This is a genomic window from Pantoea sp. QMID4 (assembly GCF_030270445.1).
In the GTDB taxonomy this organism is placed as follows: domain Bacteria; phylum Pseudomonadota; class Gammaproteobacteria; order Enterobacterales; family Enterobacteriaceae; genus Pantoea; species Pantoea vagans.
In genome coordinates this window covers 476,585-489,858 of sequence record NZ_BSXL01000002.1, presented here as the reverse complement: position 1 = coordinate 489,858, position 13,274 = coordinate 476,585, and the positions used below count along the sequence as shown (strand labels likewise).

The window sequence follows — 13,274 nt, the reverse complement described above, 5'->3', positions numbered from 1 at the left end:
TACACCAGGCATCGGGTGCAGGCTTTGGAAGAATGTGCGGTCAGAGCAGTATCAGGATTCCAGCGGCACCACTTTGCCGATGTAAGGCAGATGGCGATAGTGCTGAGCGTAGTCGATACCAAAGCCCACCACGAACTCATCCGGAATGGCAAAGCCGACATACTCGACATTGACTTCAACTTCACGGCGCTCTGGCTTATCCAGCAGGGTACAGATCGCCAGTGATTTTGGCTGACGCAGCTGCAGAATCTCACGCACTTTGCTCAGGGTGTTGCCGGAGTCGATGATATCTTCAACGATCAGCACATCCTTGCCACGAATGTCTTCATCCAGGTCTTTCAGGATTTTCACATCACGCGTGCTGGACATGCCGCTGCCGTAACTGGACGCCGTCATAAAGTCGACTTCATGCGGCACATCAATGGCGCGACAGAGATCAGCCATGAACATGAATGAGCCGCGCAGCAGCCCCACCAGCACCATATCGCTGCCGCTGTCACGGTAGTGCTCGTTAATCTCTTTGCCCAGTTCAGCGATGCGCGTGGCGATTGCCTCTTCAGGGATCATCACTTCAACAGTGTGTTTCATTGCGTTCAGCCCGGTTACGTCAGAAAAGCCCCGAAGTCTATCACAGACACAACCATGAGGGCTGTGCCGGCAGCTGAGCAAACGATTACGTCGTGAAAATTATTACCTGCTGCCAGCGGCTGGCTGAAATGCGCATTACCTTAGAACATTCTGGCATTTACCAGCATGATTCGCTGCGTGCTAGCCTTTATCCAACATATCGTTACCCTACTCGTGCCGCTGGCCGGAGATCACAATGACTTCATCATCAAGTAAAAAGACGCATATTGGCGACAGGCCGCTGCACCCCGAAACCCAGATGCTGAACTATGGCTATGATCCCCGCCTCTCTGAAGGTGCGGTGAAGCCGCCGGTGTTTCTGACTTCAACCTTTGTTTTTAACAGCGCCGAAGAGGGACGGGACTTCTTTGATTACGTCTCTGGTCGTCGTGAGCCGCCGGAAGGTAAATCAGGCGGGCTGGTCTATTCCCGCTTTAACCATCCTAACAGTGAAATTGTTGAAGACCGGCTGGCGGTTTATGAGCAGGCGGAGAGCTGTTCGCTCTTCTCTTCTGGCATGGCCGCCATCTCCACGGCACTGCTGACGTTTGCCCGCCCGGGCGAGGTGATCCTGCACTCCCAGCCCCTGTATGGCGGCACCGAAACGCTGCTCAGCAAAACGCTGCACAATCTGGATATTAAAGCGGTTGGTTTCAGCGATGGGAATGATGCGGTCAAAGTGCGTGAGGCCGCTCAACAGGCGATGGTCCAGGGCCGGGTGGCGGTCATCCTGATTGAAACACCCGCAAATCCCACTAACAGCCTGGTCAATATCCGTCTGATGGCGCGCATCGCCGATGAGATTGATCAGCAGCAGGGTTCACGACCGATTATCGCCTGTGATAATACCCTGCTCGGCCCGCTGTTCCAGCAGCCGCTGACGCTGGGCGCGGATCTGTCGCTCTACTCGCTAACCAAATATGTGGGCGGTCACTCTGACCTGATTGCGGGCGCGGCGATGGGCAGCAAAGCGCTGATGGCGAAAGTCCGCGCCCTGCGCAGCGCCATCGGCACGCAGCTGGACCCGCACTCAAGCTGGATGCTCAGCCGCTCGCTGGAAACATTATCGTTGCGGATGGAGAAAGCCTTTCACAATGCCGAAGCGGTCGCGGCGTTTCTGCGTGATCAACCGAAAGTGGCGAAGCTGCACTGGCTGCCCTATCTGGATGCAGAGAGCGCCGAAGGGAAAACGTATCGCGAGCAGTGCAGCGGTGCAGGCTCGACCTTCTCGTTTGATATCGTCGGCGATCAGCCCGCTGCGTTCCGTTTTCTCAATGCGCTGTCGCTGTTTAAGCAGGCGGTGAGCCTGGGCGGAACCGAGTCGCTGGCCAGCCATCCTGGCAGCACCACCCACTCCGGCGTGCCGCAGGCGGTGCGTCAGCGTATTGGTATCACTGACGCCACGGTGCGGCTGTCGATTGGCATTGAGAACGCCGGTGACCTGATTGAAGACATCAGGCTGGCGCTGGATCAGGCGTAATCAGCTCACGGTAAAGCCCAGCATCATGCCGGTATCTTCATGCTCCAGCAGATGACAGTGGGCCATATAAGCGTGTTCAGCGGCGGCGACATAGTTGAAGCGCACCAGCACTTCACTGCGCCAGCCGTCGACATTCACCATATCTTTCCAGCCCTGCCGATGCGGGGCGGGCGGTTTGCCGTTCTCGGAGAGAATGCGGAACTGGGTGCCGTGAATATGAAACGGATGCAGCATGGCGTCACCTTCCCCTGAAATTGTCCACTTCTCATAATCACCCAGCTTCACCGCAAATGACGGCTTCGTCATATCAAAAGCCTGGCCGTTAATCTTATTGCCGTTGCGGAAATCGTAAACGGCGGGCTTCGCCATGCCGTGCATGCTGTGATCCATCCCTTCCATGTTTTCCATCGGCTCTGCCGCCGTTTTCTGCGGCGTCTGCGGCATCGAATGATGACCGCCCTTGCCCATCGCTTTCTCACCGTAGCGCTGCATTAACGCCTGCATCCCCTGCTGATCCAGCTGCGGGTCCATCATCAGTTGCAGCCAGCGAGTCGGCAGCCCGTCGGTGGACGGTAGCGCAGGCAGCGTCGCCAGCTTATCCGACAGCGTGGCGCTGGCCATCACCCGCAGCGGCAGGATCTGTACCAGCGGCAGCGGCTGGTCAAACGGCGGCAGCGTCATGCCCATCTGTTTGGTCGGCAGCGTCACCAGATCAAACGCTTTACCGTCAGAGGTCTCGATCATCACTTCAAAACGCTCGCCCGGCAGGATCGGCAGTGTGTCGAGCTTCACCGGCTCAGCCAGCAGGCCACCATCGCTGGCGATTACATAAAGAGGACGTTTATCACTGGCGGCAACCTGCAGCGAACGGGCATTACAGCCGTTCAGCAGACGCAGCCGCAGCCAGCCGCGCGGCACCGCATGCTGCGGATACTGTACGCCGTTGGTCAGCATCATGTCGCCAAACCAGCCCACGGCCGCGCGCATCACGTCGAGCTGATAATCGATGCGGCTGCCATCTTTGGTCAGTTGCTTATCCTGGAAAATCAGTGGCACATCATCCACGCCCCACTGCGTGGGCAGGCGCAGCGTGCCGCTCTCCTTATCTTCCAGCAGAATCAGTCCTGCGAGTCCCTGTGCGACCTGATGCCCGGTTTTGCCATGCAGATGCGGATGATACCAGCAGGTTGCGGCGGGCTGGTCAGGGGTAAAAGAGACCTGACGCGAAGCACCAGGCGCAATCACTGCCTGCGGACCGCCATCTACCGCGCCGGGGATTTCCAGCCCGTGCCAGTGCAGGGTAGTCGCTTCGCTGAGCCGGTTATGGATGTTCACCGTCACCGGTTTGCCGCTCTGCAACTTCAGTACCGGTCCCAGCAGGCTGCCGTTGTAGCCCCAGGTCGGCACCGCTTTGCCGTTCCACTGCGTGGTGCCCTGCATCGCGGTAAGGCTATAGCTGCCCCTGGCATCCGCTTCCAGCAGTGACGGAATCGGCAGCAGCGGACGGGTGGCTGCCATCAGCGAACGGCTCCAGAGCGGCAAGGCTCCGGCTGCACTCAGTGCGGCGGTAAGTTTCAGGAAGTGACGACGTTGCATGGTGATCATCCTTGTGGCATCAGAGCGCACAGCCTAAACCCTGACCTTATGGGAAGGTCAAGTGTTAGCCGTGAGAATCTGATGAAAAAAGGCGGTGCAGCAGCTTACAGCGCCAAATTAATCGAAAACCTGAGAATAACTGTGCTAACGTCATGAGCAATATCCATTGAAGAGAACGACTATGAAGCAAAGTATCAGGATCCTGCTGCTGACGGGACTCCTTGGCTTCTCCTCCACCAGTTTTGCCCTGAGCGAATCCGAAGCGGAAGATCTGGCCGATCTCACGGCGGTTTTCGTCTATCTGAAAAATGATTGTGGTTATCAGGATTTACCGGACGCACAGATTCGCAAAGCGCTGGTCTTTTTTGCTCAGCAGAACCGCTGGGATTTAAGCAACTACAGCAACTACAACATGAAAGCGCTGGGTGAAGATAGCTATCGCGATCTCAGCGGCATCGCCATCACCAACGACAAAAAGTGCAAGTCACTGGCCCGCGACTCACTGAGCCTGCTGGCCTACGTCAGGTAATTACTCTGCCCTCTGCTGCCGTACATTGACCGTGCAACCACGGTCAGTGTTAGCTATCATGTGCCGCCCATCTTCATGGCGATGTCATCAGAGGAGAGCACCATGGCCCATAATGAAACGTGGTATGAAACCCTTCATGCCGGTTTTGGCCAGTATTTCACGGTAGATAAAGAGCTGTACCGTGAAAAGACTGCGCATCAGGATTTAATCATTTTCGAAAATGCCGCGATGGGCCGCGTAATGGCGCTGGACGGCGTGGTGCAGACCACCGAACGCGACGAATTTATCTATCATGAAATGATGACCCACGTTCCGCTGCTGGCGCACGGCGCGGCGAAGAGCGTCCTGATCATCGGCGGTGGTGACGGCGCCATGCTGCGTGAAGTGTCACGTCATCCGGACATCGAAAAGATTACCATGGTGGAAATCGATGCAGGCGTGGTGACCTTTTGTCGCCAGTATCTGCCGAACCACAGCGCAGGCGCCTATGACGATCCGCGCTTTACGCTGGTGATCGACGACGGGGTTAACTTCGTTAATCAGACGCAGGAAAAGTTCGATGTCATCATCTCAGACTGCACCGATCCGATTGGTCCGGGCGAGAGTCTGTTTACCTCCGAATTTTATGCCGGCTGCAAAGCGGCCCTTAATGAAAATGGCATCTTCGTGGCGCAGAATGGCGTCTGCTTCCTGCAGCAGGATGAGGCCGTAAACAGCCATCGCAAGCTGGGCCATTACTTTTCGGATGTCAGTTTCTATCAGGCGGCGATTCCGACCTATTACGGCGGCATCATGACCTTTGCCTGGGCGAGTGATAATCCGGCGCTGCGCCAGCTCGATACCGCCACCCTGCAGGCGCGTTTCGGGGACGCTGGCCTGACCTGCCGTTACTACACACCAGCGATCCATACCGGCAGCTTTGCCCTGCCGCAATATCTGTTAAATGCGCTATCGGCCGCGTGCTGACAGGGCATTTTTAAGGGGGTGAACAAAATTGCAAAAGCTAAAACTGCATGGCTTCAACAACCTGACGAAAAGCCTGAGTTTTTGTATTTACGATATCTGCTATGCGAATACTGAAGCTGAACGCGATGGTTATATCGCCTACATTGATGAACAATATAACGCCAACCGTCTGACGGAAATCCTGACCGAGACCTGCTCCATTATCGGGGCTAACGTACTTAATATTGCGCGCCAGGATTATGAACCGCAGGGGGCCAGCGTTACGATTCTGGTCAGCGAAGAGCCGATCGATCCCAAAGATATCGATAACTCCGAGCATCCTGGCCCGCTGCCCAATTCGGTGGTGGCACATCTGGATAAAAGCCATATCTGCGTGCACACCTATCCGGAAAGCCATCCTGAAGGCGGGCTCTGCACCTTCCGTGCGGACATTGAAGTTTCAACCTGCGGCGTGATCTCACCGCTCAAGGCGCTTAACTACCTGATCCACCAGCTGGAGTCAGACATCGTTACCGTCGATTACCGGGTGCGCGGTTTTACCCGTGACGTAAAAGGGATGAAGCACTTTATCGATCACGAGATCAATTCGATTCAGAACTTCATGTCTGACGATATGAAAGCGATGTATGACATGGTGGATGTGAATGTCTATCAGGAGAACATCTTCCATACCAAGATGCTGCTGAAAGAATTTGACCTGAAACACTACCTGTTTAACACCCGCCCGGAAGATCTCAGCCCGCAGGAGCACAAGCGTATTACTGACCTGCTGTGGAAAGAGATGCGTGAGATCTATTACGGCAGAAATATCCCTTCAGTGGGCCTGAAGACCCTCTGATGATCCGACGCGCAGCGTGACACCCCATAACCTGCGCGTCTCTTCCCGCTTATCCCTTCGACTTTTCATCACGGCAACCGCCGTAATTCCCTGATCGCCAGCAATAATTTGCCTGTCAGATTTCAGCGCTGAACGCTTATTTCTCAACCCCTACAGGCAAAAAAATGGCAAGAATTAACATTAATGATTTCGCTGCCGTTCCGCACGCCACCTCACTTTCCACTCAGGCGATACAGCGAGCGATTGATAGCGCATCAGCCGGCGACACGGTGCTGATCCCGGCTGGCCGCTTTCTGACCAGTGCGCTGTTTCTGAAAAGTGAGATGACGCTGGAGCTGGCGAAATAGCGGGCGTAACGAATCTGCGGTTTGAGCGGGTTACGGTAGACGCACCGGCAATGACGTGCGAAGAGCATGACGCCTGTGCGCGTTAATGGCAATGGCAAAAGATAAACGCGCGGTGCTGCTCTCGCCCTGCTTTACGATAAGGTCAGAGAAGCACGGCGCGTTCAGTTCAGGCAGAGGTCAGCGCCAGCGTAATACCGTGCTCGCGCAGCGTGCGGCAGACATCCTCATCTAACCGGCTGTCGGTCACTACATCGGTCAGGTCACCCACCGGCGAGGCGCAGAACAGCGACCATGAGCCATATTTACTGCTGTCCGCCAGCAGGACCCGGCGCGCCGCATTGGCCAGCAGGTCATGTTTCAGCCCCGCTTTCTCTTCAGTCGGCGTGGTAATGCCGCGCTCGAGGCTCCAGGAGTTACAGCTGACAAACGCGATATCGGGATTGATGCTGCGCAGCAACCGCCGTCCATGTTCACCCACACAGGACTGACTGGAGTCGTCGATCCGGCCGCCAATGATCGTCACTTCGATCTGCTTAAACTCAGACAGAAACAGCGCAATGTGCAGGTCGGCCGTAATCACCCGCAGCGGCAGATGCGTGAGCTGTCGCGCCAGCTCCAGCATGGTGGTTCCTGCATCCAGCACCACCGCATCGCCTGCCCGGACAAAGCTGGCGGCGCACTCGGCGATCGCCTGCTTCTCGGCCAGGTTCCGCTGCATTTTCTCCAGCGTGGTCGGCTGGGCAGGAATAAAACGATTCAGAGTGACGCCGCCATGACTGCGGCTGATCACGCCCTCTTTATCCAGCTTAATTAAATCACGTCGAATCGTGGCGGGTGAGGCGGAAATCGCACTGACCAGTTGCTCAACAGTCACCAGATTATGGCTTTTCAGGTAATCCATAATCTGGTCAAGACGGCTCTGTCCCTTCATATTTCCCTATGCGAGCTGCATCGCGAGTTTAATCGAGATCGCCATGCTGTCAGACTTCGCTTTACCTGTCCAGGCGATATCAAATGCCGTGCCGTGGTCAGCAGAGGTGCGGATAAACGGCAGGCCTGCGGTAATATTCACGCCATCATAGAAGCCCAGCAGTTTAAGCGGGATATGCCCCTGGTCGTGGTACATCGCCACCACCATGTCATAGCGTCCATCCTGGCACTGCAGGAACACCGTGTCCGGCGGGCAAGGCCCGGCGACATCAATCCCCTGTGCTTTCATCGCCTCAATCGCGGGGGCAACGGTGGTCATCTCCTCATCGCCAAACAGCCCGTTCTCACCGGCGTGCGGATTGACACCCGCGACGGCGATACGTGGTGCGCTGTAGCCGACACGACGCAGGAAAGTATCGGCCATACCAATCACCGTTTTGATGCGCGTCTGGTTGAGCGTGTCGAGGAACTTACGCAGCGCAATATGGGTTGTGACATGAATCACCTTGAGCTTATCGGTGTAGAGCACCATGGCGTAATCTTTGGTGTTGGTAAGGTGCGCCAGCAGTTCGGTGTGCCCCGGATAGAGATGGCCCGCCGCATGCATTGCTTCTTTGTTCAGCGGCGCGGTAGCAATGGCATGCACGTCACCGGCCAGCGCCAGTTCGGTGGCACGCTTCACGCAGCGCCACGCCAGATCCCCGGCCTCTTTCTGTACCACGCCAGGTTTCAGCGTGTCGGGATCGGTCAGCGGCTCATCGATCACATTGATAATGCCAGGCGCAAAGCGCGCATCGGCTACCCGGTCCAGCACCCGCAGCTCGGCCTGGGGTGTGATGTTCATCGCCATAATGCGGCGCAGCGTACTGGCACAGCCAATCACCACAGCAGGGATGCCATTCAGCTCACCTTCAGAGAGCGCTTTGATGATGATTTCCGGGCTGATGCCCGCCGGATCGCCCATGGTGATCGCAATAATTTTACTCACTCGACTTCTCCTCAATAAAACCAATGGCTGCTACCAGGGTGTTTTCATCACCAAAGCCACCCGCTTTGGTCATCACCGGCAGAGTAAATTCACTGTTAAGCAGGACCCCGTGCGGCACACAGCCCGCCACCAGACCCTGAATTTTAAAGCCGCTGGCCCCCAGTGCCTGAGCGACGGCAATCGCCACGTCGCCGCCCGACAGATAGAGCGCGTGCGGCAGCTGTGCCTGGCACAGACTCAGGGTCATTTCACCCAGCAGCTGACAGATTGCCTCGCCCAGTTGCTGGCGCGTCACGCGGTGCAGCTGGCAGAGATCCTCTATCTCATGTCGCTGGGATTCATGCTGGCAGGTGCGGATCACCGTATGGCGACCAGCGCGCAGTGCGGCAACCGCCTGTTCAATCCAGCACTCCCGGTCGGGCCAGGCGGGCTGCTGAAACAGCTGACGGATCCCGACATCTACTATCTCAACGGCGCGCTGGTTAAGCAGCGTGGTGATCTGCTGCTCTGCCTGACGGCTCATCGATCCCACTACTGCCAGCACGGGCCGCAACGGGCGAACAGAGAGCCCAGCGCCCAGCGCATCGCTTAATCCGGCGGCCCCGACCAGCAGAGGCTTCTCTGCCAGCCGCGCCGCAGCGGCGATCAGTCGCGCCAGGTCGGCCTCCGTTTCGGCATCCACGACTACGATGCCCTGCGCCGCCACCAATACCGCATTCAGTCGATCGCTGCGCAGCGTGGCGAGATCGATCACCATGCCGTCGATCTGCATCTGATCGAGAATGCAGGCGCTGAGGATCGGGGTTTTGGGATCGCTGGCAAATTCGGTATCCGTCAGTAACCGCTGATTGACCCACACCCTGCCCTCACGTGTGGTGCGGCCCAGTCGCGGCACGGCCGGTGCCACCAGCGCCAGCCTTTTGCTGCTGGCGCGCAGTGCCGCCGCCGTTTCAGCACCGACATTGCCACGCAGCGTGGAGTCGATCTTTTTAAACAGCCAGCCCTGCTGAAGCTGTGCTGCGTAATGCTGTACCACCTGCGTGACACGCTCTGCCGCCTGAGTGGCACTGACAGCCCGGCTGTCGGTGCTGATTACCAGCACATCTGCCGCCTCATCGGGCTGCGGCGCGGCGGTGCCGAACAGCACATGTACACGGGCGCCAGCCTGTGCCAGTCCACTACCTGCATCGTTGGCACCGGTAAAGTCATCGGCGATGACCAGCACCGGGGTTTTCCATACTGATGAGCCCATCCTCACTCCTGTCAGGCTATTGCCGCTGCATTTGATTATATTCAATCATAATTGATTATATGTGAGCAAGTTCAAATTAATTGAAATCGATATGCCTTATAAAATTAGCCACAGAGAGTGACTGACATCGCATTGCGCTGAGCAAAATTAATCATCTGCTCAGTCATGACAGAAAAAAGGTATGAAATGAACATTAACAGCACGGTGATTAGCGGTTATCAGGCGTTAAACGACATGCGCTATCTGCTGAATGGGGTAACGACAGCGGTAGTGGTGACTGACCGGAATATTGAAGCAATTCCGGCGGTACAGGCGCTGATGGGGCAACTCCGGGATCAGATTCCGCGTATCAGCGTGGTCAACAGCGTTCCGCCTGAGCCGAGCCAGCATGATGTGGCCGCGATTATAGAAACGCTCTCGCAGCGCCAGGCCGACATGGTGATTGGCATCGGCGGTGGCAGCGTGCTGGATGTGGCGAAGCTGCTCTCGGTGCTGTGCCTCGACGGGGCACCGTCGCTGGACGCCCTGCTGGCAGGCGAAAAACCGCAGCGACGCACCCGTTCAATGCTCATCCCGACCACTGCCGGTACCGGTTCTGAAGCGACCCCGAATGCGATTCTGGCGATCCCGGAGAAAGAGACCAAAGTCGGTATTATTTCACCCGTGATGCTGCCCGATGTGGTGGCACTGGCGCCGGAACTCACCACCAGCATGCCACCGCACATCGCCTCGTCTACCGGCATTGATGCTCTGTGTCACCTGATCGAGTGCTTCACCGCCAACGTGGCCAATCCGGTCAGTGACAACTATGCGCTGATTGGGATGAAGAAGCTGTTCGCGAATATCGAAACGACGCTGCGCGAGCCGGAGAATCTGCAGGCGCGGCTGGAGATGCTCTGGGCCTCTTATTATGGCGGCGCATCGATAGCCCATGCCGGGACGCATCTGGTGCATGCGATGTCCTATCCGCTTGGCGGCAAATATCACCTGCCACACGGCGTCGCCAACGCCATTCTGCTGGCCCCCTGCATGCGCGTTGTCCGTCCGGCCGCGGTGAGCAAATTCGCTCAGGCCTATGACCTGCTGCCCGACGCTGACGTCCGTTTAAGCGATGAAGAGAAATCACACGCGCTCGTCGACTACTTCACCGCGCTGGTTGCGCGGCTGAAGTTGCCTGCCAGCCTGGAAGCACTGGGCATCGGTCCGGATCACCTGCCTTATTTAGTGGAAGCGGCACTCGACGTGCAGCGCCTGATGAAAAACGTGCCGATGGCGGTCACCGCCGACGATGTGCGCGCCGTCTACCTGACGCTGTTTCCTTCCTGCCAGGCGTAATGAGGATTGTCATGAATAAGAAAATCAACGGCGTACTGACCGCCATCGTCACCACCTTTGACCGTGAAGGTGGCTTTGATCCGGTAAGACAGCGTGAGCAGGTCAGACGCCAGATCAACGCCGGAAACGGCATCTTCTGTGGCGGCACCAACGGTGAATTCTTTGTGCTGAATGAGCAGGAGAAGATCGCCGTCACCACCACCTGCGTCGATGAAGTCAACGGCCGCGCAGCCGTCGTGGCGCACATCGGAGAGATTTCGACCCGTGAAACGATCCGGCTCGGCAAACAGATTGCCCGCCTGGGTGTGGATGCCGTCTCGGCGATCACGCCATGGTTTGTGCCGCTGAAACAGCAGGAACTGATCGACCACTATCAGCGCGTAGCGGACGCGCTGATAGTGCCGCTGTTCCTCTACAACATTCCGGCGCGAACCGGCAATACCCTGCAGCCAGAGACCGTTCGTACGCTGGCCGCGCACCCGAACATCATCGGCATTAAAGACTCCGCAGGCAGCTATGAAAGTCTGAGCGGATTCCTGCAGGCCACCGCCGACTGTGAGGGCTTTGATGTGCTGAACGGCCCCGATTCGCTGATTCATCAGGGATTCGTCGATGGCTGCTCCGCCTCCATTTCCGGGCTGGCAAACGTGGCACCGGAGGCGATTAACGCCATCTGGGCGCGCTTCAGTGCCGGCGATATTGCCGGTTCGCATCAGGCACAGGAGAACGTCACTGGTCTGCGCACCGCGCTGTACAGCATCGGTTTCTCTCCAGCCGCCGTGAAAAAAGCAGTCAGCCTGCAGGGCTTTGAGGTGGGTGAAAGCCGCTATGCGGTGCAGTTCAGCGCCGATGAGCAGCAGCAGATCCGTCAAATCGTGAACCACTACCTGCAATAACGTCCATCGCCTTTGTACCCTATCGGTCAGATGAGAACGAACCTGATGGTCGCCATCTGCCAGAATAATCGAGGTCATGATGAAAGCATTTTCAACTGAGAGCACCTTACTGATCGTCGGCATGGTGCTCGCCTATATCCTGTTCACCACCTGGCTGACCTGGCGGCTGCGCAGTAAAACCAGCGGAGACTTTATGGAAGGCTCCCGCGCCATGCCCGCCTTTATCGTCGGCATTATGCTGATGTCAGAGTATATCGGGGCAAAATCGACCATCGGCACGGCGCAGGCAGCCTTTGAGGATGGCTTCGCCGCCTCCTGGTCGGTGATTGGCGCGGCGATTGGGTTCCCGCTGTTTGGCCTGATTCTGGTCAAACGCATCTACAACACCGGGAAAATCACGATCTCCGGTGCCATCGCCGAAAAATATGGCAGCTCGACCAAGAACATTATCTCGTTGATCATGATCTATGCGCTGCTGCTGGTGAATGTCGGGAACTACATCAGCGGTGCGGCGGCAATCTCCACCGTGCTGAAGATCGACCTGACGCAGGCTGCCTTTATCACGGCGGTGGTCAGTACCTTCTACTTTGCGTTTGGCGGCATGAAAGGCGTCGCCTGGGTTACGCTGCTGCACAGCGCCATTAAGTACATCGGGATTCTGATTATTCTCTATGTGGCACTGAAGATGACCGGCGGCGTGGCCCCGATGATCGAGAAAATGCCGGCGTTCTACTGGACATGGGATGGTCACGTCGGTGCCAGTACCATTGTGGCCTGGCTGATCGGGACCGTGGGATCGATCTTCTGTACGCAGTTTGTGATCCAGGCGATCTCATCCACCAAAGATGTGAAGTCCGCGAAGCGCGCCACCTGGGTCGCCTTCATCTTCTGCCTGCCGATCGGTCTTGCAATGGCGCTGATTGGCGTAGCGGCGAAGTTTGCGCATCCCGATATCAAGAGCCTCTATGCGCTGCCAGTGTTTCTGCAGGATATGTCACCGTGGCTGGCAGGGATTGTCACCACCTCGCTGGTGGCCTCGATTTTCGTCAGCGTCGGCACCGTTGCGCTGGCCATCGCCTCGCTGGTCGTCAAAGATTTTTACGTGCCTTACCGTAATCCGACACCCGAGCGCGAATTTAAAATGACGCGCTGGATCTCCATTGGCATCGGCTTCTTCCCGCTGCTGTTTGTCCTGTTCTTCCCGGAAGTGCTGAAGCTCTCGTTCTTTACCCGCGCGATTCGCCTGTCGATCACCGTGGTGGCGATCATGGCATTCTATCTGCCGTGGTTTAAGAGCACGCGCGGTGCCAACGCCGGTCTGATTGGTGCCTGCGTGGTCACGTCCGTCTGGTTCCTGATGGGTAACCCGTTCGGTATCGACAATATGTATGTGGCGCTGATTACGCCGGCCATTATTATGGTGATTGACCGTTGTATCCCGTCACGCCAGTCCCAGCCGCAACACAATGCACAAAATAGTGGAGCCTAAT

13 protein-coding genes are annotated in these 13,274 nt (G+C 57.0%); 8 read left to right on the top strand and 5 right to left on the bottom strand.

Annotation, left to right across the window (positions count from 1 at the left end):
* Positions 1 to 51: 51 nt before the first annotated feature.
* Positions 52 to 588 (bottom strand): hypoxanthine phosphoribosyltransferase, encoded by a 537-nt coding sequence (gene hpt, locus QSK07_RS07050; protein ID WP_013356810.1) that lies wholly within the window; start codon positions 586 to 588, stop codon positions 52 to 54.
* A 235-nt stretch (positions 589 to 823) separates the two neighbouring features.
* On the opposite strand from hpt, the gene QSK07_RS07045 reads away from it, so the two are divergent.
* Positions 824 to 2,107, top strand: coding sequence for a cystathionine gamma-synthase family protein (locus QSK07_RS07045; RefSeq protein ID WP_285721200.1), 1,284 nt, complete (start codon positions 824 to 826; stop codon positions 2,105 to 2,107).
* Here QSK07_RS07045 and cueO read toward each other — a convergent pair whose 3' ends face one another.
* The gene (cueO, locus tag QSK07_RS07040) at positions 2,108 to 3,703 is read right to left on the bottom strand and encodes a multicopper oxidase CueO (protein WP_285721199.1); all 1,596 of its coding nucleotides are present in this window, start codon (positions 3,701 to 3,703) and stop codon (positions 2,108 to 2,110) included.
* Positions 3,704 to 3,884: 181 nt separating this feature from the next.
* Between cueO and QSK07_RS07035 the strand changes: the two genes are divergently transcribed.
* The 4 genes from QSK07_RS07035 to QSK07_RS07020 all read left to right on the top strand — a co-directional run bounded on the left by QSK07_RS07035 (position 3,885) and on the right by QSK07_RS07020 (position 6,383).
* A complete protein-coding gene (locus QSK07_RS07035; protein WP_003854673.1) occupies positions 3,885 to 4,232 on the top strand; it encodes a YacC family pilotin-like protein in 348 nt (115 codons plus the stop codon).
* Between the two features lie 102 nt (positions 4,233 to 4,334).
* On the top strand, positions 4,335 to 5,198 hold the full coding sequence (gene speE, locus QSK07_RS07030) for a polyamine aminopropyltransferase (RefSeq protein WP_098051464.1): 864 nt from the start codon (positions 4,335 to 4,337) through the stop codon (positions 5,196 to 5,198).
* 28 nt (positions 5,199 to 5,226) lie between these two features.
* Positions 5,227 to 6,036 carry an adenosylmethionine decarboxylase gene (gene speD, locus QSK07_RS07025; protein ID WP_003854677.1) on the top strand — a complete coding sequence of 270 codons (810 nt, stop codon included), beginning with the start codon at positions 5,227 to 5,229 and terminating at the stop codon, positions 6,034 to 6,036.
* Between the two features lie 164 nt (positions 6,037 to 6,200).
* Entirely contained in the window at positions 6,201 to 6,383 is a 183-nt protein-coding gene (locus QSK07_RS07020; RefSeq protein ID WP_275220606.1) for a hypothetical protein, read from the top strand.
* 166 nt (positions 6,384 to 6,549) lie between these two features.
* Here the strand turns inward: QSK07_RS07020 and QSK07_RS07015 are convergent, their stop codons facing one another.
* Genes QSK07_RS07015 through dtnK form a run of 3 tightly spaced genes read right to left on the bottom strand, consistent with a single transcriptional unit; the run spans position 6,550 to position 9,553 of the window.
* Positions 6,550 to 7,314, bottom strand: coding sequence for a DeoR/GlpR family DNA-binding transcription regulator (locus QSK07_RS07015; RefSeq protein ID WP_285721198.1), 765 nt, complete (start codon positions 7,312 to 7,314; stop codon positions 6,550 to 6,552).
* 6 nt (positions 7,315 to 7,320) lie between these two features.
* A complete protein-coding gene (locus tag QSK07_RS07010) occupies positions 7,321 to 8,301 on the bottom strand; it encodes a D-threonate 4-phosphate dehydrogenase (RefSeq protein WP_285721197.1) in 981 nt (326 codons plus the stop codon).
* Positions 8,294 to 9,553 (bottom strand): D-threonate kinase, encoded by a 1,260-nt coding sequence (dtnK, locus tag QSK07_RS07005; RefSeq protein WP_285721196.1) that lies wholly within the window; start codon positions 9,551 to 9,553, stop codon positions 8,294 to 8,296. The genes QSK07_RS07010 and dtnK overlap by 8 nt, the downstream gene beginning before the upstream one ends.
* A gap of 186 nt (positions 9,554 to 9,739) precedes the next feature.
* On the opposite strand from dtnK, the gene QSK07_RS07000 reads away from it, so the two are divergent.
* The 3 genes from QSK07_RS07000 (at position 9,740) to QSK07_RS06990 (ending at position 13,273) form a co-directional block, all read left to right on the top strand.
* Positions 9,740 to 10,888, top strand: coding sequence for an iron-containing alcohol dehydrogenase (locus QSK07_RS07000; RefSeq protein WP_285721195.1), 1,149 nt, complete (start codon positions 9,740 to 9,742; stop codon positions 10,886 to 10,888).
* An 11-nt stretch (positions 10,889 to 10,899) separates the two neighbouring features.
* The gene (locus tag QSK07_RS06995) at positions 10,900 to 11,784 is read left to right on the top strand and encodes a dihydrodipicolinate synthase family protein (protein WP_275220599.1); all 885 of its coding nucleotides are present in this window, start codon (positions 10,900 to 10,902) and stop codon (positions 11,782 to 11,784) included.
* 79 nt (positions 11,785 to 11,863) lie between these two features.
* On the top strand, positions 11,864 to 13,273 hold the full coding sequence (locus tag QSK07_RS06990) for a sodium:solute symporter family protein (protein WP_275220689.1): 1,410 nt from the start codon (positions 11,864 to 11,866) through the stop codon (positions 13,271 to 13,273).
* The last annotated feature ends 1 nt before the right edge of the window (position 13,274 follow it).

Excerpts from the sequence above, each read along its gene's own strand:
- dtnK (WP_285721196.1), bottom strand. The coding sequence starts at position 9,553 with ATGGGCTCATCAGTATGGAAAACCCCGGTGCTGGTCATCGCCGATGAC.
- QSK07_RS06990 (WP_275220689.1), top strand. The coding sequence starts at position 11,864 with ATGAAAGCATTTTCAACTGAGAGCACCTTACTGATCGTCGGCATGGTG.
- QSK07_RS07000 (WP_285721195.1), top strand. The coding sequence starts at position 9,740 with ATGAACATTAACAGCACGGTGATTAGCGGTTATCAGGCGTTAAACGAC.
- QSK07_RS07035 (WP_003854673.1), top strand. The coding sequence starts at position 3,885 with ATGAAGCAAAGTATCAGGATCCTGCTGCTGACGGGACTCCTTGGCTTC.
- QSK07_RS07045 (WP_285721200.1), top strand. The coding sequence starts at position 824 with ATGACTTCATCATCAAGTAAAAAGACGCATATTGGCGACAGGCCGCTG.
- QSK07_RS06995 (WP_275220599.1), top strand. The coding sequence starts at position 10,900 with ATGAATAAGAAAATCAACGGCGTACTGACCGCCATCGTCACCACCTTT.
- speE (WP_098051464.1), top strand. The coding sequence starts at position 4,335 with ATGGCCCATAATGAAACGTGGTATGAAACCCTTCATGCCGGTTTTGGC.
- QSK07_RS07020 (WP_275220606.1), top strand. The coding sequence starts at position 6,201 with ATGGCAAGAATTAACATTAATGATTTCGCTGCCGTTCCGCACGCCACC.
- cueO (WP_285721199.1), bottom strand. The coding sequence starts at position 3,703 with ATGCAACGTCGTCACTTCCTGAAACTTACCGCCGCACTGAGTGCAGCC.
- hpt (WP_013356810.1), bottom strand. The coding sequence starts at position 588 with ATGAAACACACTGTTGAAGTGATGATCCCTGAAGAGGCAATCGCCACG.
- QSK07_RS07015 (WP_285721198.1), bottom strand. The coding sequence starts at position 7,314 with ATGAAGGGACAGAGCCGTCTTGACCAGATTATGGATTACCTGAAAAGC.